This is a genomic window from Sphingomonas sp. (assembly GCF_036731925.1).
In the GTDB taxonomy this organism is placed as follows: Bacteria; Pseudomonadota; Alphaproteobacteria; order Sphingomonadales; family Sphingomonadaceae; genus Sphingomonas.
In genome coordinates this window covers 1,021,431-1,044,065 of record NZ_DAINDJ010000001.1, presented here as the reverse complement: position 1 = coordinate 1,044,065, position 22,635 = coordinate 1,021,431, and the positions used below count along the sequence as shown (strand labels likewise).

Genomic DNA, 22,635 nt, shown 5'->3' with positions numbered 1-22,635 from the left:
GCCGGGGCCCTTGCCATCGGCGCGCCGATGGCCGGCTGGCTGATGCCGCTGGAGGAGGTTCCAGATCCCGTCTTCGCGCAGCGGATGCTGGGCGACGGCGTGGCGATCGATCCCGTCGAGGGGTGCCTCTACGCGCCATGCGACGGCGAAGTGACGGTGCTGCAGCCGACCGGCCACGCCATCACGCTGCGGGCCGGGGACGGCGTGGAACTGCTGATGCACATCGGTATCGATACGGTGCAGCTCGGCGGCGCGGGCTTCGATCCGCAGGTGAAGGTGGGCGATCGGGTGCGCGCAGGCGACGTGCTGATCCGCTTCGATCTCGACGCGGTGGTATGCGGCGCGCCGTCGATCGTGACGCCGGTGCTGCTGATCAGCCAGGACGGGCTTATCCTCACCGGCAAGCGCGGGAGCGGCATGGTCGCGCCCGGCGATCCGATCTTCACCCTCCAGCGCGGCGCCAGCGCCGCCGGCGCGGCAACCGAGGGGACCGGCGAGACCGCCGTTCGCGACGTGCGCGTGCCGCTGGCGCACGGCATCCATGCGCGCCCGGCCGCCAAGCTGCGCGAAGTGCTGGTGCCCTTTGCCGCCAAGGTGACGATCACCAAGGGCGAGCAGAGTGCCGATGCGCGCAGCCCGGTGCGGCTGATGACGCTGGGCATCAAGCTGGGCGACACGATCCGTATCTCCGCCGAGGGCGGGCGCGCCGAAGAAGCGGCGGCCACTCTCGCGGCGCTGATCGAAAGCGGCATGGGCGAGAAGGCAGATCCCGCCGCAGCCCCTGCCCCGCCCCCTCCGCCCGTCGTGGCGCCCGTCTCGCACGAGCCGGGTGTGTTGACGGGCGTGACCGCCGCGCCGGGGCTGGCCATCGGCACCGCGCGCTTCTTCCGACTGCCCGAGTTGACGATCGATCCGGTCGGCAAGGGTGCGAGCCTCGAGCGCGCGCGGCTGGAAGACGGCATCGCCCGCGTCGTGCGCGTGATCGAAGCCGATCTCGGCCACGCCACCGGACCGATGCGTTCGATCCTCGCCGCGCACCGCGCGATGCTCGACGATCCCGAATTGCTGGAGGCGGCGCGTGCCGCGATCCTCGACGGCGCCAGCGCCGGGCACGCCTGGCGCCTTGCCCTGCGCCCGCAGGCCGACGCGATGCGCGCGAGCGGGGACGCCCACCTCGCCGAGCGCGCGGACGACATGGTCGATCTGGAACGGCGTGTCGTCTCGGTGATCGAAGGCGTGCAAGATGCGCCGCTGACCTTCCCGCCGGATACGATCCTGCTGGCCGACGACCTGCTGCCGTCGCAGGTCACCGCCCTTGATCCCTTGCAGGTGCGCGGTTTCGCCACCGTGCGCGGCGGCCCGACCTCGCATGTGGCGATCCTCGCCGCCAGCCTCGGCATCCCTGCGCTTGTCGCGATGGGGGCGCCGCTTCGCGGCGTCGCGGAAGGCGAGACGCTGATCCTGGACGCCGGCGCCGGCACGATCCGTGTCGCGCCGGACGATGCCCGGCGTGCCGAAGCCCAGGCCCGGGTGGATGCGCGCGCGGCAGCCCTTGCGGCGGCGCGCGCCGCCGCCGGCGCCGAGGGGAAGCTGGCGGACGGCACTCGCATCGAAGTGTTCGCCAATCTCGGTTCGGTCGGCGATGCCGAACGTGCGGTGGCGGCCGGCGCCGAAGGCAGCGGCCTGCTGCGTACCGAATTCCTGTTCCTCGATCGCGAGACGCCGCCGAGCGTTGCCGAGCAGACCGCCGAATACCAGGCGATTGCCGATGCGCTGCAGGGCCGCCCGCTGATCATCCGCCTGCTCGACATCGGCGGCGACAAGCCCGCCCCGTATCTGCCGATCGCGGCAGAGGAGAACCCTGCGCTGGGTCTGCGCGGCATCCGCGTGGGCCTTGCCCACCGGCAAGTGCTGGAGGACCAGCTGCGCGCAATCCTTGGCGTCCGCCCGATCGGCGTCGCCAGGATCATGCTGCCGATGATCGCCAGCGTTGGCGAGCTACGCAGCGTTCGCGCCGTGCTCGACCGGCTGCGCGGCGAACTCGGGATCGGCGAGAAGGTGGAACTCGGCATTATGGTGGAGACGCCCGCCGCCGCCGCGACTGCCGACCTGCTTGCCGCCGAAGCCGATTTCCTCTCGATCGGCACGAACGATCTCACCCAGTACACGCTGGCCATGGACCGCGGAAACCCGGCAGTCGCCAGCGGCATCGACGGGCTGCACCCGGCGGTGCTGCGCCTGATTGCCGATACCTGCCGGGGTGCCGCTGCAAAGGGCCGCTGGGTGGGCGTGTGCGGCGGCCTCGCCTCCGATCCGCTGGCGGTGCCGATCCTTGTCGGGCTCGGCGTTACCGAACTTTCGGCCACGGTTTCCATGGTGCCCGAGGTGAAGGCGCTGCTGGCCAGCCTCACGCTGGAGCGCGCCCGCGCCCATGCCGCCGCCGCATTGGCCTGCGCCACCGCCGCCGACATCCGCCGTCTTGCCCGGGAATTCACCGCATGAAGCAGATCCTCGAAACGCTCCAGCCGCTCGGCCGCGCGCTGATGCTGCCGATCGCCGTGCTGCCGGTCGCCGGCCTCCTGCTGCGCCTCGGCCAGCCGGACCTGCTCAACATCGCGTTCGTCAGCGCGGCCGGCGATGCGCTGTTCTCGCATCTGGGCCTCTTGTTCGCGATCGGCGTGGCGACCGGCTATGCCAGGGACGGCAACGGCGCCGCTGCCCTTGCCGGTATCGTCTGCTTCCTCGTCTCGACAGAGGCGGGCAAAAGCCTGCTCGCCGTACCCGACACGATCGGCGCTGGCCTCGACAAGGATCAGGCGGCGCTCGCCGTAGCAGCGTGGAAAGCCAAGGCCGTCGCCCGGCTCGACGTGCCGATCGGCATCGCCTCCGGCCTGATCGGCGGCGTCTTCTACAATCGTTTCTCGGCGATCAAGCTGCCGTCCTATCTCGCCTTTTTCGGCGGTCGCCGCTTCGTGCCGATCGTCAGCGGCCTCGCCGGGCTGGCCATCGCCGTGGTGATCGGCGTCGGCTTCCCGCACATCAGCGCGGGCGTCGACGGGCTCAGCCGCGGAATCGCGGGCGCGGGCAGCTTCGGCCTTTTCGCCTTCGGCGTGCTCAACCGCGTGCTGCTGGTGACCGGGCTGCACCACATCCTGAACAACGTCTTCTGGTTCGTGCAGGGCGATTACAACGGCGCGACGGGCGACCTGCGCCGCTTCTTCGCGGGCGATCCCAGCGCGGGCGCGTTCATGGCGGGCTTCTTCCCGGTGATGATGTTCGGCCTGCCCGCCGCCTGCCTCGCCATGTACCGCGCCGCGCTTCCCGAGCGTCGCAAGGCCGTGGGCGGGCTGCTGTTCAGCCTCGCGCTCACCTCGCTGCTGACCGGCGTGACCGAGCCGATCGAATACAGCTTCATGTTCCTGGCCCCGATCCTCTACGTCATCCACGCGGTGCTGACCGGCGCGGCGATGGTGGTGATGGATCTGCTGGGCGTGAAGCTCGGCTTCGGCTTCTCCGCCGGCCTGTTCGATTACGTGCTGAACTTCGGCAAGGCGACGAGGCCGCTGCTGCTGATCCCCGTCGGCATCGTCTATTTCGCGCTCTACTACGGCATCTTCGCCTGGGCGATCCGCCGCTTCGACCTGAAGACGCCGGGGCGTGAGGCAGAGGCGCCGGCGGCAGCCGAAGCAGCCGGTGGCACCGCACCCTCGAGCCGTGGCGAAGCCTTCGCCCGCGCGCTCGGCGGCGCGGCCAATCTGGTGGAAATCGGCGCCTGCACCACCCGCCTGCGCCTGATCGTCGCCGATCAGAGCGTGGTCGATGATGCTGCGCTCAAGGCCCTCGGCGCGCACGGCATCCTGCGCCCCTCGGAGCGCGCGCTGCAGGTGGTGCTCGGCCCGATCGCCGATGTGGTGGCGGTCGAAATTCGCGACGCGACGGCGAGCGGTGGTGCAGCGGCTCCCGCCGCTGCCGCCGCAATGCCTGCCGGTGCGCTGCCCGTCGCGCTGCAGCCGGCGGCGCTGGCCGCGCTCGGCGGCGCCGCGAACATCGTCGCGGTAAGTGCCCATGACCACCGTTTGCGCGTCGAGCTGGCAGATCCGGCAGAGATCGACGCGGATGCGCTCCTGGCGCTGGGGCTGCGCGGCCTCGCCCGCCCCTCGGCCAAGGTGGTGCACCTGCTCGGCAACGACGCGGCGCTGGCTGCGCTGCGCGGCTAAGCCGAGCAATCGGCCTTGCAGGCGGCGCGTGCGGCGGCGCGCGCCTTGAGGATGCGGACTGTCTGGTGCTCCGCCTGTGCCCTGAGGTGGCGCGGCGCGGCCACCCAGCGGTCCGGGTGATATTGCTTCAGCATCTCGCGCGCTTTGGCCTCGGCCTCGGCGCGCCCTGCGTTCGGATCGAGTTCCAGAACGATCCACCATGCATCCTCGGCGGGTGCCGGCGGCGGCGCAGGCGCTCGCGCCTGTGCCCCGGCCTTTCGCGCCGCTGCCTGCCATTCGAGGCGCGCCTTCGCCGCCTTCGCCAGGCGCAGCCGATCGGCGGCGAAGATCCGGCCCACGATCATCGCCACGCTGCCCCCGGCGACGCACAGCAACGAAGCCGATTGCAGGCTCTGCCACGGGATTCCCGCGAGCCCATAGGCCTTCAGCTCGCCGAAGAGCACCGCGCAGGCGATGCGGACCACCACATAGCCGCCGCTGAGCACCATCACCCACCGCGCTGTGTACCCGATCGCGTTCAGCATCGCCTGCTTGATGCCGGAGGCAAGCGGGCGATGCAGGCACAGCGCCAGCCCTGTTCCTAGCGCAGCCACGCAACCGGGCACCGCCCATTCTCTGCCGAGATTGTAATAGGCTGCAGTGGCGCCCAGCCAGCCCAGGGCCCACCACAGGAACAGGCCCCAGAGCGCATTGCCGCTGGCGACGTCGTGCGCGCGAAAAGCGCGTCCGACGCGCTCGCCGACCAGCCATCCCATCAATAGGTGCATCGCGTCCCCCTGGGCAGGGAGCCCTAGGGTAGCGGTACCAACCCGCGGTGAACGGGCATGGTTAAGATCGCAAAGGCACGTCCGGCCGCACAGCCAGACGTGCCTCCCCCGACATCCTCATCGCGGCGTGAGGGCAACCTTGCCGAGCAGCCCCGATGCCTGGCCCGCCGGAGCCTGGACGATCAGTTCCACCATGCGCTGCCCCATGCCGGCGGGGAACGCGACCTCGAGCGGTGCGGGCGCCGGATCCGGTTTCTCGGCGAGCTTCTTGCCGTCCACCCACAGTTCCGCCCTGCCGCCGACGCTCGCGAAGCGCAGCATGCCGCCTTCCGCAGCGATCCGCTTCCAGGGCGTCAGGCGGTTGTTGTAGACGCGCCACCCGGGCTGCGGTTCGGCCGGCGTCGGCATGGCGCTGCGCAGGAAGGCCCAGCTGTTGTTATCCGGCACCAGGCCCGGCTTGGGCTTGTCCGCCAAGGTCGCCGAGCGCCGCCAGTCTCCCAGCACCATCAGCGGCGGGGTGACGCCCACCTGCGGGCGCGGCGCAATATCCGCGCGGTCGATGGTCAGCAGCGCCGGCTTGAGGCCCTCGCCCGTCGCGCGCACGGTGATCTTGCCGCGGCCGGTGGCCGCCTGCACCAGGATCTGGGCGAGGCCGTTGAACAGCGAGCGGGCATTGCCCTTCTCCGGCTCATGGCTGTTCGGATCGCCGTTGCCGACGCCGAGGATGCTCGCACCTTCGACCGTGAAATTGGTCATCAGATTGGCGGTGGGCACGTGCCTGCCCTGCGCATCCACCGCGTCGATGGTGATCGGCTGCACGTCCTCGTCGTCGCCCGCCATCACGGTGCGCGCGGGCGTGAGCCGCAGCGCCACCGGCTTGCCGGCGGTCTCGTGCACCATGCGCGCGACCACCTTGCCGCCACGCAGCGCCTGCGCCTCCAGCCGGCCGGGCGCATAGGGCACCTGCCATTCATTGCCCTGCAGCCGATCGACCTTCTGCGTTCCGATCGCCTTGCCGTTGAGCAGCAGCGTCACGCTCTCGGCGTTGGAGGCGACGAACACCTTGATATTCTGGCCCTCCTTGCCCGGCCAGGTCCAGTGCGGCGCGAGCCATACCGCCGGCGCGTCATCGATCCAGGCGGCGCTGTGGATGCCGAAGGCGGTCTTGGGGAAGCCGCACAGGTCCATGATGCCGAAGAAGCTGGCGATGGTCGGCCATGCATAGGGCGTCGGCTCGCCATGATAGTCGAAGCCGGTCCACACGAACCCGCCGGCGATGAATTCGCGCGCGGCGATCAGCTGCCAGGCCTTGCGGTGGGTATTGCCCCAGGGCGCAGCCTCGTCGTCATAGGAGGTGATGACATGGCGGGCGGGATCGCTGGCAAAGGCGCCGCGGGTCTCGTACGCGCTGGTATCCTCGGAACTGGTGCTGGGCCGGCCGGGGTTCAGGGCGTGCCACTTGTCATACTCGCCCTGATAATAGTTGAACCCCATCACATCGACGACGGAGGAAACGTTGGACGGGTTGTAAAACGACCCGTTCATCGCCGAGGTAACCGGGCGGCTATCGTCCAGCTTGCGCACCGCGGCTTCCATGCGGCGGACCATCTCCACGCCGGCCTCGGTGCCCTGCATCGGCTCTTCGTTGAACACCGACCAGAGGATCACGCTGGGGTGGTTGCGGTCACGCCGCACCATCCAGCTGAGCTGCGCCAGGTAATCGGGCGCGGGGTTGAAGTGGCGGTTCTCGTCCATGACGAGGAAGCCCATCCGGTCGCACCAGTCGAGCAGCTCGGCGGTGGGCGCGTTGTGCGACATGCGGATCGCATTGCACCCCATTGCCCTCAGCCGCTCGAGCCGCCAGCCGAGCAGCGCGTCATATTGCGCAACACCCGTGCCGGCATGGTCCTGGTGGATGCACACGCCTTTCAGCATCACCGGCTTCTCGTTGACGAACAGCCCCTTGTCGGCATCGAAGCGGACGGTGCGGAAGCCGATCTGCGTACGGCGCTCGTCGACCAGCTTGCCGTCCCGCAGCAGCCGGGTGTGGACCGTATAGAGCGTTGGCGTCTCGACCGACCAGAGTTGCGGGCTGCCGACGGTCAGCGTCAGCGCCAGCTCGGCGCGGTCGAGCACCGGCACGCTGCCCGCGGTGGTGCCGAACGCGACGCGCTTGCCGCTCGGGTCCAGCAGTTCCGCCTCGGCCGCAACTGCCACCGGCGCGCGCTCGATAGTGCCGGCCGTCACCGTCACCGGCACGTTCCAGCCCGTTTCGGTCTTGCGCGGGTCGCAATGCACGCCGTCGGTGACGATCGACACCGGCCCGCGGCGGACCAGCCAGGCGTGGCGATAGAGGCCGGCGCCTTCGTACCACCAGCCTTCCATCGCCTCTGCATCGACGCGGATGGCGATGACATTGTCCTCCTCGCCGAAGCGCGCGAAGGGGGTCATGTCGATCAGGATGCTGGCATAGCCGGACCAGCTATGCGCGACGACGCTGCCGTTTACCCACACCGTCGCATTGGTGGCGACGCCGTCCAGGTGCAGTTCGATCGTCTTGCCGCGATCAGCGGGGTCCAGCGTCAGGCGGCGGCGATACCAGCCGATGCCGCGTTTGCGATAGCCCTGCGAGACATTGGCCGTCTTCTCGAAGGGCTGGAACGAAGCCCAATCGTGGGGCAGCCGCACTTCCGCCCAGTCGCTATCGTCATAGTCCCGTGCGGCCGCGCCGCGAGCGTTGCCGGCCTTCACGCTGCCATAGGTATCGTCGTGGTCCTTGAGCGGCGCAGGCAGCACATCGCCCTCGTGGAAGCGCCAGCCGCGTTCGATGCGCGTACGCGTCGGATCGCCGTCCGGCAGGCGCGGCATCAGCGCCGCCTTGGGCGCGGGCATCGGAAAGCCGTCACCTTCCCCCGCGCGTGCGGCGGCCTCTGCTTCCGGCAATCCGAGCGAGGCAAGCACCCCCAACCCCGCGCTGCCGAGCAGCAACTGGCGACGATCCATGCGGCAATCTCCAACAATCGAAACGGAAAGCGGCAGGCTCAGACGTCGCTGAGCTCCGCCACGAAATCATAGGCATCGCCCCGATAATAGGAGCGGGTCACTTCGGCCGGGCGGCCGTCGCGAAGAAAGGCGCGGCGTTCGATCAGCAGGCCGGCATGGCCGGGATCAACGCCCAGCATCTTGGCGTGTTCGCCGAGGAACGGCACCGCGCGCAGCCGCTGGAGCGCGCGCACCGGGCGATTTCCGGCGGCTTCCAGTGCGGTGTAGAGCGAATCCCCCACCGCATCGACCGAAGGCAGGCAGTATCCCGCGATGGTGGAGAATTCGAGCGCCATCGGCTCGCCATCGGCGAAGCGGATGCGCGAGAAGCGCAGCACCCCCGCGCCCGGCGAAAGGCCCAGCGCCATTGCCTCTTCCGGCGTAACCTGGCCGGCCGAGCGGGCGATCCAGCTGCTGCTGGCGGCGCGACCGCGCGCGGCCATGTCCTCGCTGAACGAGGAAAGCTTGGAAAAGCTCTTTTCCACGCGCTCGGCAACGAAGGTGCCGGCACCCCGGCGGCGCGTGAGCAGACCTTCCTCGACCAGCCCCCCGATCGCCTTGCGCACGGTGATGCGCGACACATCATACTCGACGGCAAGGTCGCGTTCCGGCGGGATCGCGTCTCCCTGGCTCAAGATCTTGCCGCTGATCGCCTCGCGGATCAGCTGCTGCAACTGCAGATAGAGCGGCGACGGATTGCCTTCGCGGAACCGGCCAATCTGATCCGAAAACGTCATTCGTCCTCCCCCTTGTCTGACACCGGTGCCCAACCGGAGCAGCGACGCCACCGCAGGTCCCCGTAATGCGCAAACGTTCGCCTACGGACCTACATTGGTACGATGATACCAACAGCCTCAAGCGACTTGGTCAAGGGGTTAATTGCAAAGAACTATGTCGCTGCGCGCAAGCCTGTTGCCCGATAGGATCTAAATTGGTTACACCCTTGCTCCGGCCCCGTTCGGCGGCCGCACGAGAGGGGAGTTTCCGATGCACGCGTTTCTGAAGCAGGCAAGGCATTCCGGCTGGGCAGCGTTGCTGCTGTCCTCCACGGCGATTGCCCAGACCGTGCCGCCGCTCACCCCCCTCCCCGCGAGCGTGACGCTGGGCCAGGGCAGCTTCACCGTGGCGAGCGGCACCGGCATCGCCGTGCCCGCTGGCGACACGGCCGCGGCGGCCGCCGCCAAGCTGCTCGCGGCGCATGTGAAAATCGAACGGGGCCTGACGCTCGGCGCCGCCGGCACGAGCGGCGCGATCCGCTTCGAGCGCAACGCGGGCATCAAGGGCGACGAAGCCTATCGGATGACCGTCGACGCCAAGGGCGTGCGCATCGCCGCCTCTGGCGACCGCGGCCTGCTGTACGGCGCAACGACGCTGGCCCAGCTGCTCAGCCCCGATCACGACTTCGGAAAGCCCGTGAAGCTGCCGGCGCTGAATGTGGAGGACGCGCCCCGCTTCGGTTGGCGCGGGCTGATGCTCGACGTCACCCGCCACTTCCAGCCGATCGAGTTCGTCTACGGCGTTGTCGACCAGATGGCATCGGTGAAGCTGAACACGCTGCACCTCCACCTCACCGATGACCAGGGATGGCGTTTCGAGGTGAAGCGCTACCCGAAGCTCACCGAAGTCGGCGGCTGGCGCACCCCGCCGAGCACCGGCGGCGCGCCGGGCCCCAAGGTCGGCGGCTTCTACACGCAGGAACAGCTGAAGGCGCTGGTCGCCTACGCGGCCGAGCGCGGCGTGACGATCGTCCCGGAAATCGACCTGCCCGGTCACGCCCAGGCGCTGGTTGCCGCCTACCCCGAGCTCGGCATCTTCGGCGACCACACCGAAGTCTCGCACGACTGGGGCGTGAACCCCTATCTGTTCAATCCCGGCCCCAAGGGCATCGCCTTCGTCAAGGAGGTGCTCGACGAGCTGATGACGGTGTTCCCCGGCACCTATATCCACCTCGGCGGCGACGAGGCAGTGAAGGACCAGTGGGAGCGCTCGCCGGAGGTGCAGGCGCAGATCAAGGCGCTTGGACTGAAGGACGAAAACGGCCTGCAGAGCTGGATGATCGAGCAGTTCGGCGCCTATCTCGAGCAGCATGGCCGCCGCCTGATCGGCTGGGACGAGATCCTCGAAGGCGGCCTGCCGCAATCGGCCTCCGTGATGTCATGGCGCGGCGAGAAGGGCGCGGTGGATGCGGCCAATGCCGGTCATGACGTGGTGCTCTCGCCCGCGCCCACGCTATACCTGGACAGCCTGCAGAGCGACCGCCGCGACGAACCGCCGGGCCGGCTTTCGATCCAGACGCTTGCCGATGTCTACAAGTACGAGCCGATGCCCGCGGGCATCGACGCAGCCAAGGCGAGCCATGTGCTCGGTGCACAAGGCAATGCCTGGAGCGAATATCTGATCACGCCGTACCAGGTGCAGCACATGCTGTTCCCGCGCGCCGCAGCGATCGCGGAGATCACCTGGTCCGGCAAGGAGAAGCGCGACTTCGCCTCGTTCGTCACGCGCCTCCAGCCCCAGATGGCGCGCTGGCGCCGTTCGGGCATGGAAGTCGCCGACAGCGCCTTCGCGGTCGACTACAAGCTGCAAGGCACCCGCGGCGAGGCGCTGCGGACGAATCAGGCAAAGGTGGCACTTGCCACCCAGACCGGCTTCGGCACGATCCGCTACACGCTCGACGGCAAGCAGCCGACTGCGAAGTCGCCCGTGTACAAGGCGCCGCTGACGCTCAAGCCGGGCACGACCATCACCGCAGCCGCCTTTGATGCCGCTGGAGCGGCCACTGCGACGCCGCGCGCCTTCGAGACGAGCCGCACCGCCCTGCTCACCCGCACCAGCTCGGACATGGTGGCGTGCCCCAGGGGCGCACTCGGCCTGCGCGTGCCGCTGAATGCCGAAGCGCAGGAGAATGCGCCGGTGTTCAACGTCAATCTGTTCGACACCTGCACCGCCTATCCGGCAGCACCGCTCGACGTGGCGACCGGCTTCACCGTCGAGGTTGCCCGCCTGCCGCGCAACTACGGCCTGGCGCATGATTTCAACAAGGTGCGGGCGCATTACAATGTCAGCACCTATGGCGAGCTGATCGTCAGCGCGCGCTGCATTGCCGCCGCCAAGGACAAGTCGATCACGCCGATCGTCGTCGGCACCTTCCCGCTGCCCGATCCCGCCAAGGCGCCGCAGCAGTTCCGCTTCTCCGGCACGCTGCCCAAGCTGAACGGCGACGAGGATCTGTGCTTCCAGTTCACTTCACCGCTTAGTGACCCGTTCTACACGGTGGAGCGCGTCGTGCTGACGGAGGGCGGCAAGTGACCGGCGGTTCCACCTCTACCGCCGTCATTCCCGCGAAGGCGGGAATCCATCAACCTGTGCGTTCGCAGCAAGCGCCGCGGCGTTCCCACCAATGGATCCCCGCCTTCGCGGGGATGACGGCCAAGGCGTGTGGGCTGGCATTCGTCTCGCTCGCGGCGCTTGCCACTCCGGCCTGGGCCGATCCCCGCCAGTCGGTGTCGCTCGACGGCGCTTGGGAGGTCCGGATCGACCCCAGCGACGCCGACGCCGCCAGGGCACATCCGAAGGAGGCGGTCTGGTTCCCCGCGAAGGTGCCGGGCAGCGTCCAGCAGGACCTGATCGCGGCGAAGCGGGTGCCCGATCCCTACAGGGGCATCAACGAGGCGCCGATCCAATGGGCCGGCCTCACCCGCTGGCAGTTCCGCCGTACGCTGAATGTCACGCCCGCAATGCTGGCGCGCGACCATCTCGACCTGGTGTTCGACGGGCTCGACACCTTCGCCACGGTGACGCTCAACGGCCGCAAGCTGATCGAGACCGACAACGCCCATCGCCGCTGGCGCGTGGACGCCAAGCAGGCGCTCAGGGCCGGCGCGAACGAGCTGGTCGTCACCATCGCCTCGCCGATCAGGACACTGCAGCCGATGGTGCTGGCGGAGAAATTCCCGCTCCCCGGCGAATATGACTCCGCGTTCGGCGACGAGCCCAAGGGCAAGCAGACCTCGCCCTATATCCGCAAGCCCAAGTACGATTACAGCTGGGACTGGGCACCGCGCCTCGTCAAGATCGGCCTGTGGCGGCCGGTGCGGCTGGAGGCATGGGACGACGCCCGCATCGACGGCTTCCGTGTCGACCAGGAAGCGCTCAACCCCGCCGAGGCCCGCCTCGTGGCGCGGTGGAAGCTGCTCGGGGACCGCGCCCGCGCCGTCACCGTCCGCACCCGCATCACCGGCCCCGACGGGCAGACCGTGGAGGCGGCGCGCACGCTCACGCTTGGCGCGGGCGAGAACGCCGTCAGCGTGCCGCTCACCGTGCCCAGGCCGCAGCTCTGGTGGCCGGCGGGGTACGGCGCGCATCCGCTCTACAAGGTCGAGGCGGTACTGGAGGAAGACGGCGCGATCAGCGACCGCGTTTCCCAGCGTATCGGCCTGCGCACCGTCGAGCTGATTACCCAGGGCGGCGGCTTCGGCTTCCGCGTCAACGGGCTGCCGATCTTCGCCAAGGGCGCGAACCTGATCCCGTTCGACATGTTCCCGAACAACGTGAGCGAGGCCCGCATGCGCCGCATGCTCACCGACGCGCGCGACACCAACATGAACATGATCCGCGTCTGGGGCGGCGGATACTATCTCGACGACGCCTTCTACGCTGCCGCCGACGAGCTGGGCCTGATGGTGTGGCAGGACTTCATGTTCGGCGGCTCGATCACCCCGCCCGATGCGGCGTTCCGCGAGAATGTGCGGATCGAAGCGGAGGAGCAGGTCGCCCGGCTCCAGCCGCATCCGTCGGTCATCGGCTGGAACGGTGGCAACGAGATCCTGTCCGGCTGGGAAAACTGGTCCGATCGCAAGGCATTCAAGAAGAATGTCGGCGCGGACGAACAGGAGCGGATCGGCGCCGGCATGGCGGTGCTGTTCGATCGCACGCTGCGGAACGCAGTGCTGAAGGAAGCACCCGGCACCACCTATTGGCCAGGCTCCCCGTCCACCGATTACACTGGCTCCACGGATACCGACGCCAATGGCGACCGCCACTTCTGGGACGTCTGGTCGGGGTCCAAGCCGGTCGAGAACTATCTCGACGGCTGCACGCGGTTCATGTCCGAGTACGGCTTCCAGGCGATGCCGAACCTGTCGACGATCCGCGGCTTTGCCGGGGGCGGCCCGCTCGCGATCGACAGCCCGGTGCTCAAGGCGCACCAGAAGTTCCTGGCGGGCGAAGGCAATAGCCGCCTCCAGCTCTATCTCGACCAGCGGCTGCGCAAGCCCGCCGACTTCGCCGATCTCGTCTATCTCACCCAGGTGAACCAGATGCAGGCGATCGGCATGGCGGCGCGCCACCACCGCGCCTGCGCGCCGATCACGATGGGCTCGCTCTTCTGGCAGCTCAACGATGCCTGGCCTGCGATCAGCTGGGCGAGCATCGATTATGACGGCCAGTGGAAGCTGCTCCAGTACGAGGCCCGCCGGATGTTCGCGCCCCAGGCGATCGTTGCCGAGCACAAGGACGGCGCCACCCGCCTCGCCGCGGTGTCCGACGCGGCCAAGCTGATTGCCGCCGAATGGCGGGTGCGCGGCTTCACCATGGACGGCAAGCCGCTGGGCACCAAGACGGAGAAGTTCGACCTGTCGCCGGGCGCGCTCGAGCTCGCCAAGATCGCCGATGCGGAGCTGTTCGGCGCCGCCGCGCCCGCCGACAGCTACGCCGTTGCCGAGCTGTGGATCGACGGCAAGCCGGTCTCGCGCGCAATCCTGGAGCGGTTGCTGCCCAAGGACATGGCCTACCCCGCCCCCCGCCTGTCGGTGCGCTGGCAGGGCAAGCAGGTGACGGTCACCGCCGGCGCACTCGCCCGTGCGGTGATGCTCGATTTCGGCGCCACCGTCGCGCAGCCGAGCGACAATGGCTTCGACCTGCTGCCCGGCGAGAGCCGCACGCTTACCGTCACGTCCGAGGCCAATGCCGCCGCGCTCGCCCGCGCCCTCACCCTTCGTACGCTGGGACCCCGTTGATGCCCCTCCTCCCCCTGCTCCTCCTTGCCGGCGATCCCGATCCGGTCGCCGCCGCCATCGCCAAGATGACGATCGAGCAGAAGGCCGCGCAGCTGCAGAGCACCGCGCCCGCCGATCCCGTGATCGGCCTGCCCGCCTATGACTGGTGGAACGAGGGCCTGCACGGCCTCGCCCGCGACGGCTATGCGACGGTGTTCCCGCAGGCGATCGGCCTCGCCGCGACCTGGGACGTGCCGCTGCTCCACAAGGTGGGCGACACCGTCGCCACCGAGGCGCGCGCCAAGTTCAACGCGAAGCCGGTCACTGCAGATCGCAAGATCTACGAGGGGCTGACGATCTGGTCGCCCAACATCAACATCTTCCGCGATCCGCGCTGGGGCCGCGGCCAGGAAACCTATGGCGAGGACCCATTCCTCACCGGGCACCTGGCGATCGGCTTCATCCAGGGCCTGCAAGGGCCGGACCCGGCGCACCCCAAGGTGATCGCCACGCCCAAGCATTTCGCGGTGCATAGCGGGCCCGAGGCCGGGCGCGACGGCTTCGACGTCGATCCCAGCCCGCAGGACCTGGAATCGACTTATACCCCCGCCTTCCGCCTCGCGATCACCGAGGGGAAGGCGCAGTCGCTGATGTGCGCATACAACTCGATCCACGGCACCCCGGCCTGCGCCTCGGGCGGGTTGCTCAACGACAAGCTGCGCAAGGACTGGGGCTTTACCGGCCTCACCGTCTCGGACTGCGACGCGGTGGCCAACATCCACAGCTTCCACCATTACAGCCTCGACGCCGCCGAAGCGGCCGCCGTCGCGATCAAGGGCGGCAACGATCTCAACTGCGGTAATAGCTATGCCGCACTGCCCGAGGCGGTGAAGCGCGGGCTGGTCAGCGAGGCGGAAGTCGACGTGGCGCTGAAGCGCGCGCTTGATGCTCGCCGCGCGCTCGGCATCGCCTTTGGCGGCGCCAATCCGTGGAGCAAGATCAAGCCGAGCGAGCTCGGCACCCCGGCCCGCCGCGCGCTGGCGCTGGAAGCCGCGCGCAAGGCGATCGTGCTGCTCAAGAATGACGGCGACCGCCTGCCGCTCACGCCCGGCGGCCGTATCGCGGTGATCGGCGCCAATGCCGATGACCTCGGCGTGCTGGAAGGCAATTACCACGGCACCGCCAAGGATCCGGTGACCCCGCTCGACGGCATCCGCCGCCAGTTCGGTGCCGACAAGGTGGTGTATGCGCAGGGCTCGCAGCTGGCCGAGGCCGGCGCGGTGATCATGCCGGAAACCGCCTTCCGCGCCGAGGGCAAGCCGGGCCTCAAGGCGGAATATTTCGCCTCGCCGACGGTGACCGGCACGCCGGTCGCGACCCGGCAGGATCGCCGGATCGACTTCAACTATACCCGCGCCGTGCCGGTGCCGGGGCTGAACCCCACCGGCTTCGCGGTGCGCTGGAGCGGCGAGTTCGTGGCCCCGGGTGCCGGCGAGTATGAGCTCGCGATCGACATCCCCGCTTGCTGGATGGATTGCACCACGCACGACGCGGTGCGGCTGTGGGTGGACGGCAAGCTCCTCCACGACGGTCCGCTCGGCAAGGCACGCATAGCGGTGAAGGTCGCCAGCGACGGAAGGCCCGTGCCCTTCCGCATGGAGGTCGACCATCGCAGCGAAGATGGCGGCGTGCGCCTGATGTGGCAGCCGCCGGCCGAGTCGATGCTCGCTCAGGCACTAGAAGCCGCGAAGAGCGCCGATACCATCGTCGCCGTGCTCGGCCTGTCGCCCGATCTGGAGGGCGAGGCGCTCAGCGTCTCGATACCCGGGTTCGTGGGCGGTGACCGGACGGACATCGCCTTGCCGCGCCCGCAGCTCGAGCTGCTCAAGGCGCTGCGCAAGACCGGCAAGCCGCTGGTCCTCGTCCTCACCAGCGGCAGCGCGGTCGCAGTCGACCCGGGTCTCGCCGACGCAATTCTCGAAGCCTGGTATCCGGGCGAGGAAGGCGGCACGGCCATCGCCGAGACGCTGGCCGGCAAGAACAATCCCTCGGGGCGCCTGCCGCTGACCTTCTATGCCTCGGTCGACGATCTGCCCGCCTTTGTCGATTACGGCATGAAGGAGCGGACCTATCGCTTCTTCACCGGCAAGCCGCTCTGGGGCTTCGGCCATGGCTTGAGCTACACGCGCTTCGCCTATGGCGACGTGACGGTGAAGGCGGCCGGCATCGGCCAACCGGTGCTGGTCAGCGCGAAGCTCACCAATGCGGGCAACCGCAGCGGTGAGGAAGTGGCGCAGGTCTATGTCGTGACACCTGACGCGGGCAAACCAGGCGGGTTCACCACGCCCGTGCTCCAGCGCCAGCTCGCCGGCTTCCAGCGGGCTTCGCTGGCGCCGGGCAAATCGGCCAGCCTGTCGTTCACGCTGGATCCGCGCAGCATCAGCAGCGTCGCGCGCGACGGCACCCGCCGGGTGCTGCCGGGCACATACCGCGTCTGGATCGGCGGCGGCCAGCCCGGCGACGGCGCCGGCCAGTGGGCCGAATTCACCCTGAACGGAGACGCACAGGTGCTGCCGAAATGATCGACCGTCGTACCCTCATCGGCTCGGGCCTCGCGCTCGCCGCCACGCCCGCCTTTGCTTCCGCCGACAAAGCCGGTTTCGTCAGCAAGCGCCCGGCGCCTGCCGACCGCCGCTTCGTCAGCAAGGCGGTCGAACGCGAAATCGCACGCGTTTCGAGCAAGATCGCCGACCCCAAGCTGCGCTGGATGTTCGGCAACTGCTATCCGAACACGCTCGACACAACCGTGAAAATGGGCGTGGTGGACGGCAAGCCCGACGCCTTCGTCATCACCGGCGACATCGACGCGCTGTGGCTGCGCGACAGTTCGGCGCAGGTGCGTCCCTATCTGCATCTGGCGAAGGAAGATGCCGATCTGCGCCGCCTCTACCAGGGTCTGATCGCCCGCCAGGCGCGGTGCATCCTGCTGGATCCCTACGCCAACGCCTTCTTGGCCGATACCAACGCCCGCACCGAGCTGAGCTGGGCGCTGCACGACAAGACCGAGATGAAGCCGGGCGTCGCCGAGCGGAAATGGGAGATCGACAGCCTCTGCTATCCCATTCGCCTCGCGCACGATTATTGGAAGGCCACCGGCGACACCACGCCCTTTGACGCGACATGGGCGGAGGCAGCACGCACGACGATCCGGACCTTCCGGGAGCAGCAGCGGAAGGACGGCCCCGGGCCCTATCGCTTCCTGCGCAGCAGCGATCGGCCGACCGAAACGCTGATGCTCGACGGCTATGGCCCGCCCAGTCGCCCGGTGGGGCTGATCCATTCGGGCTTTCGTCCCTCGGACGATGCTTGCGTCTATCCCTTTCTGATTCCGTCCAATTACTTCACGGTCGCGACGCTGCGCGAGCTGGCCGTGCTCGCGGTGGCGGCGCGGCAGGATACGGCGCTGGCGAGTGACGCCAAGGCGCTCGCCGAAGAGGTCGCCGCGGCACTGCGCGCCTATGGCACGATGCGGCTGCGCGACGGGCGCGAGGTGATCGCGTTCGAAGTCGACGGATTCGGCAATGCCATCTTCATGGACGACGCCAATGTGCCGTCGCTCTCCAGCCTCGCCTATCTCCGCTGCGTCGAGCGCGACGATCCCTTGTGGCAGCGCACCGCCGCCGCCGCCTGGAGCGAGGCCAACCCCTATTGGTCCCGCGGGACGGCGGTGGAAGGCATCGGTGGGCCCCATGTCGGGCTTGGGCATGTATGGCCCATGTCCTTGATCATGCGCGGTTTCAGCTACGACGGCGACGTGCGAACGCTTCGCAAAATTCTGCGAATGCTTAGCAATAGCGATGCAAACACGGGCTTTATCCATGAGGCGGTAGACCAGAACGATCCATCCAAATTCACCCGCGACTGGTTTGCCTGGGCCAATGGCCTGTTCGGCGAACTGATCCTTCACCTGGCTGCGGCCCAGCCCAAGCTTCTTCAGGAAACGCTGTGATCCTCTCCCGTCGCCGCCTGCTCGCCACCAGCGCCATCGGCCTTGCCGCTGCTGGCGGCGCGCGAACCGCTATGGCAAAATCAGCTGAGCGCGCCGCACCCAATCTGTTCATCGGCACCGGCGGAACGGGGCACACCTATCCGGGGGCGACGCTGCCTTTCGGGATGGTGCAGCTGAGCCCCGACACCGGCGTGGAACGCTGGGAGACCTGCTCGGGCTATTATCATAGCGACGGCTCTATTCTCGGCTTCTCGCATACGCACCTGTCGGGCACGGGCATCGGCGACATGCTCGACTTGCTCGTAGCCCCGGGGCGCGGCGAGGTGATGCTGCAGCCGGGTACACGGGAGAAGCCGGAAACCGGCTATCGCCAGCGTTACCAGGACGAGCATGCCGAGCCCGGCTATTACCGCGTCGCGCTGGCGAACGGCGTGCAGGCGGAGCTGACCGTCACCGAGCGAACCGGTTGGCATCGCTACACTTTCCCCGCCGGCGCCGGCCATTTGCTGCTTGACCTGTCGCACCTTGTGCTGGAGAGTTCGGACAGTCCGCCGCTGATCGCTGACGCAGTGATGGAAGTTGCGCTGGACGGCACGATCACCGGCCAGCGACAAGTTTTCCGCTGGGCGAAGGGCCGCAAGATCTTCTTCGCGCTCCAGCTCTCGCGGCAGCCGGATCGCATCACCTTCTACGGTGATGAGGATGTGGAACAGCCCGCCGGCAGCCGCAAGGTCACCGGGCGGCGATTGAAGGCGGTGCTGCACTATGCGGATGCCGGAAACGCGCCGATTATCGTGCGTTGCGGCCTTTCGGGCGTCGATGTCGCCGGGGCCCGCGCCAATCTTGTCACCGAAGCGCGACATTGGGACTTCGATCGCACCCGCCGCGAAGCCACCGCCCGGTGGCAACCCGCGATCGAAGCCGTCCGCGTCGAAGGCGGCACGGCGGACCAGCGTACCATCCTGACCACGGCGCTGTACCATGCCCAGCTCGCCCCGACTCTGTTCTCGGACGTTGACGGCCGCTACCTTGGCATGGACGGGCAGATCCACGCCGTTCCCAAGGGCGGCGCGGCGTACAGCAGCTACTCGCTGTGGGACACCTACCGGGCGCTCCACCCGCTGCTCACCCTGATCGCGCCCGCGCGCACCAAGTCGCTGATCGACGATCTGATCCGCCAGACGGCGCAGTCTTCCTATGGCCCGCTCGTCTGGCCGCTCCAGGGCAAGGAGACGGGCACGATGATCGGCTGGCACGGCGTGGTGCCGCTCGCGGAGGCACAGGCCAAGAGCATCCCCGCCGACTATGCCGCCGCCTGGCCCGCGATCCGCCGCCGCAGCTTCGATTTCACTGCGCCGGACAAGGACAACAGCAAGGGTCGCGATCTGTACGACCGTCTTGGCTATGTGCCTGCGGACAAGTGGTTCGAGAGCGTCAGCCGCACCCAGGAATATGCGTATGACGACTGGGCCTCTGCGCGGATCGCCGCCGCGATCGGCGAGAAGGGCGATGCCGAGCGGCTGCGCAAGCGATCGGCCAGCTGGCGCAACGTGATCGACGGCAGCATCGGCTTTGCGCGCCCCCGCTTCGCCGACGGCAGCTGGTGGACGCCCTATGACCCCATCCAGCTGGGCCACATGCCCAAGCCCTGGTGGCGCGATTACACCGAGGCGAATGGCTGGCAGGCGACCTTCCTGAACCAGCACGACGTCTATGGGCTGATCCAGCACATGGGCGGCGACGCCCGGTTTGAGGCGAAGCTGGACGCGCTGTTCAACGCGCCATCCACCCTGCCCGCCAATGCGCCGCCGGACATTTCGGGGCTGGTTGGCCAATATGCGCATGGCAACGAGCCGGACCAGCACGCGGCGTATCTCTACGCCTATGCCGGTGTGCCCTGGAAGACGCAGGCCATGGTGCGCAGGCTGTGCACCGAGATGTACAGGAACGATCCTGACGGCATCATCGGCAACGACGATTGCGGCCAGATGAGTGCCTGGTTCGTCTTCTCGGCGCTCGGCTTCTATCCGGTCGATCCGGTCGAGGCGGCCTATGTCTTCGGCTCGCCGCTGTTCGAGCGGGCCGAGGTGACGGTGGGCCCCGGCAAGCGGCTGGTGATCGAAGCACCGGGCAACCGCGCGGACACGCCCTATGTCGCGGCGGTCACCTGGAACGGCAAGCCGTGGCGCAAGAGCTGGATCTCCCATGCCGATCTGGTGAAGGGCGGCACGCTGCGCTTCACCATGTCGGCTAAGCCGAACCCCGCCTTCGGACGGGCGCTCGCAGACCGGCCGCCCTCCAACGGACCTGCGCCCGCCTGATGCTGCTTGCTGCCGCGCTCCTGACGACGACGCCCTGCGGCGCCGCCGGCGCCGGCGGCGAGGTGGCGGCCGCGCGCGGCAGGCGCGGGCTGGCCTGCGGTGCAGGATGGTATCTGCGCACCGGCGCCCGGCCGCTGCACTTTGACAGGCGGCCCGCCGGCATGGGCGGCAGCGGCAGCGGCCATCACGTCGCCGAGACCTGGCATATTCCCGAATCCCTCTCCGGAGAACGCAAATGACGACCCTCTCCCGCCGCGCGCTCGTCGCCGCCGGCCTCGCCACGCCTGCGCTCGCCCACGCGACCCGCACCGCCAGCCCCGCCGCCCCCAGGCCGTTCGGTGCCACGCCCTCGCCGCGCCAGTGGCAATGGCATCAGCGCGAGCAATATGCCTTTATCCACTTCTCGATGAACACCTTCACCGACAAGGAATGGGGGTATGGCGACGAGGATCCCAAGACCTTCAACCCCAGCGACTTCAATGCCGACCAGATCGTGGGCGCGGCCAAGGCGGGCGGGCTGAAGGGCCTGATCCTGGTGTGCAAGCACCATGACGGCTTCTGCCTTTGGCCGACCACGCTGACCGAGCATTGCATCCGCAACAGCCCCTACAAGAACGGCCAGGGCGACATCGTGCGCGAAATGTCCGACGCCTGCGCGCGCGCCGGCCTGCCGTTCGGCGTCTATCTCTCCCCCTGGGATCGCAACCATGCCGACTATGGCCGCCCGGGCTATATCGCTTATTACCGCGCGCAGCTGACCGAGCTCTGCACCCGGTACGGCAAGCTGTTCGAGGTGTGGTTCGACGGTGCGAACGGCGGCGACGGCTATTATGGCGGCGCGCGCGAAACGCGGAAGATCGATGCCCCGGCCTATTACAACTGGCCGTCGATCGTGGCGCTGGTCCACCAGCTCCAGCCCGATGCCTGCACCTTCGATCCGCTGGGCGCAGACATCCGCTGGGTAGGCAATGAGGACGGCGTGGCCGGCGATCCCTGCTGGCCGACCATGCCGAACCACCCCTATGTCCAGAGCGAGGGCAATGCGGGTGTGCGCGGCGGCGCCCTGTGGTGGCCGGCGGAGACCGACGTGTCGATCCGCCCGGGCTGGTTCTATCATGCCGACGAGGATTCGCGGGTGAAAAGCCCCGAGCGGCTGGTGCGGCTGTACGACGAATCGGTCGGTCGTGGGACCAATCTGAACCTCAACCTGCCGCCCGATCGGCGCGGCCGCATCGCCGATCAGGACGTGAAGATCCTCAAGAGCTTCGGCGACGCGATCCGCGCCACCTTCGCGCAGGATCTGGCAAAAGGCGCGGTGGCCCATGCCAGCGCGACGCGGGGCCGGGGCTTCGAGGCCGCCCGCGTGCTAGACGGCAACCGCGAAACCTACTGGTCCACGCCCGACGGCACCACCACGCCCACGCTCACGCTGGACCTGAAGCCTGGCACCACCTTCGACGTCATTCGCCTGCGCGAGTATCTGCCGCTCGGCGTGCGCGTGACTCGCTTCGCCGTGGATGCCGAGATTGACGGGGCGTGGCAGCAGCTAGCCGAAAAGGTCTGCATCTCCGCCCAGCGCATTCTTCGCCTGCCCCAGCCGATCGCGCCTCGCCGGGTGCGGCTGCGCATCCTCGAAGCGCCCGCCTGCCCCGCAATTGCCGAGTTCGCGCTGTTCCGCGCGGTGGCCCCGGTCCCGGTCGCGCCGATCGTCTCCTCCGATCCGACCGTGATCGACACGCGCGCCTGGACGATCATCGCGGCAGGCGCTCCGGGCGCGAAGGCGCTGATCGATCGCGATCCTGGAACGATCTGGATGGTGCCCGCTCCCAAGCCCGGCGTCCCGGTGGAAGTGACCATCGACCTTGGCACGGAAACTGCGCTCGCCGGGTTCAGCCTCACGCCCTCGCGGCATGTGATGACCGACGCCGCGCCCCCAAAGGGCTATCAGGCGGAGACCAGCATCGACGGCACGCAGTGGACGCCCGCGGCAACCGGCGAGTTCGGCAACATCGCCTATGCCTTGTCGACGCAGCGCATCGCCTTCTCGGAAGCGCGAGCCGCGCGGTATCTGCGTCTTCGTTTCGCCGAGACGGCGCTGCCGCAGCCAAGGCTTGCAATCGCCGAGATCGGCGGCTTCACCGCGCCGCGGTGACCGCGTCAAACGTCTGCACACTCGATCGCGCCGGGGCTGCCATCCGCCGAGCTCCGGCGCGTTGCGTTTGAGCAACAACGGCGGGAAAAGTGGAGGCGGTAAGACCAGCACCTGCCATATGTAAAACCACT

The 22,635-nt window shown here is 68.5% G+C and carries 12 protein-coding genes; 9 read left to right on the top strand and 3 right to left on the bottom strand.

What is annotated here, in order from left to right; all coding sequences use genetic code 11:
- Positions 1-27: 27 nt before the first annotated feature.
- Positions 28-2,502 carry a phosphoenolpyruvate--protein phosphotransferase gene (gene ptsP / locus V7E00_RS05150; RefSeq protein ID WP_333571597.1) on the top strand — a complete coding sequence of 825 codons (2,475 nt, stop codon included), beginning with the start codon at positions 28-30 and terminating at the stop codon, positions 2,500-2,502.
- Positions 2,499-4,217, top strand: a complete 1,719-nt coding sequence (gene nagE, locus V7E00_RS05145; RefSeq protein WP_333571596.1) for an N-acetylglucosamine-specific PTS transporter subunit IIBC — start codon at positions 2,499-2,501, stop codon at positions 4,215-4,217. The genes ptsP and nagE overlap by 4 nt, the downstream gene beginning before the upstream one ends.
- Here nagE and V7E00_RS05140 read toward each other — a convergent pair.
- From V7E00_RS05140 to V7E00_RS05130, 3 genes are all read right to left on the bottom strand, one after another.
- Positions 4,214-4,984, bottom strand: coding sequence for a J domain-containing protein (locus tag V7E00_RS05140; RefSeq protein ID WP_333571595.1), 771 nt, complete (start codon positions 4,982-4,984; stop codon positions 4,214-4,216). The genes nagE and V7E00_RS05140 overlap by 4 nt on opposite strands.
- A 117-nt stretch (positions 4,985-5,101) precedes the next feature.
- A complete protein-coding gene (gene galA / locus V7E00_RS05135; RefSeq protein ID WP_333571594.1) occupies positions 5,102-7,987 on the bottom strand; it encodes a beta-galactosidase GalA in 2,886 nt (961 codons plus the stop codon).
- Between the two features lie 38 nt (positions 7,988-8,025).
- The gene (locus tag V7E00_RS05130) at positions 8,026-8,763 is read right to left on the bottom strand and encodes a GntR family transcriptional regulator (RefSeq protein ID WP_333571593.1); all 738 of its coding nucleotides are present in this window, start codon (positions 8,761-8,763) and stop codon (positions 8,026-8,028) included.
- Between the two features lie 250 nt (positions 8,764-9,013).
- Here V7E00_RS05130 and V7E00_RS05125 point away from each other — a divergent pair, with 250 nt between their 5' ends.
- The 7 genes from V7E00_RS05125 to V7E00_RS05095 all read left to right on the top strand — a co-directional run bounded on the left by V7E00_RS05125 (position 9,014) and on the right by V7E00_RS05095 (position 22,504).
- Entirely contained in the window at positions 9,014-11,335 is a 2,322-nt protein-coding gene (locus V7E00_RS05125; protein ID WP_333571592.1) for a beta-N-acetylhexosaminidase, read from the top strand.
- Positions 11,336-11,448: 113 nt separating this feature from the next.
- Positions 11,449-14,043: a beta-mannosidase gene (locus V7E00_RS05120; RefSeq protein ID WP_333571591.1), complete on the top strand. Its 2,595-nt coding sequence runs from the start codon at positions 11,449-11,451 to the stop codon at positions 14,041-14,043.
- Positions 14,043-16,604 carry a glycoside hydrolase family 3 C-terminal domain-containing protein gene (locus tag V7E00_RS05115; protein WP_333571590.1) on the top strand — a complete coding sequence of 854 codons (2,562 nt, stop codon included), beginning with the start codon at positions 14,043-14,045 and terminating at the stop codon, positions 16,602-16,604. The genes V7E00_RS05120 and V7E00_RS05115 overlap by 1 nt, the downstream gene beginning before the upstream one ends.
- On the top strand, positions 16,601-18,031 hold the full coding sequence (locus V7E00_RS05110) for a glycoside hydrolase family 125 protein (RefSeq protein WP_333571589.1): 1,431 nt from the start codon (positions 16,601-16,603) through the stop codon (positions 18,029-18,031). The genes V7E00_RS05115 and V7E00_RS05110 overlap by 4 nt, the downstream gene beginning before the upstream one ends.
- Positions 18,031-20,352: a GH92 family glycosyl hydrolase gene (locus V7E00_RS05105; RefSeq protein ID WP_333572375.1), complete on the top strand. Its 2,322-nt coding sequence runs from the start codon at positions 18,031-18,033 to the stop codon at positions 20,350-20,352. The genes V7E00_RS05110 and V7E00_RS05105 overlap by 1 nt, the downstream gene beginning before the upstream one ends.
- Positions 20,352-20,591, top strand: a complete 240-nt coding sequence (locus tag V7E00_RS05100; protein WP_333571588.1) for a hypothetical protein — start codon at positions 20,352-20,354, stop codon at positions 20,589-20,591. Before V7E00_RS05105 ends, V7E00_RS05100 begins: the two co-directional genes overlap by 1 nt.
- On the top strand, positions 20,588-22,504 hold the full coding sequence (locus V7E00_RS05095) for an alpha-L-fucosidase (protein ID WP_333571587.1): 1,917 nt from the start codon (positions 20,588-20,590) through the stop codon (positions 22,502-22,504). The genes V7E00_RS05100 and V7E00_RS05095 overlap by 4 nt, the downstream gene beginning before the upstream one ends.
- Positions 22,505-22,635 lie beyond the last annotated feature (131 nt).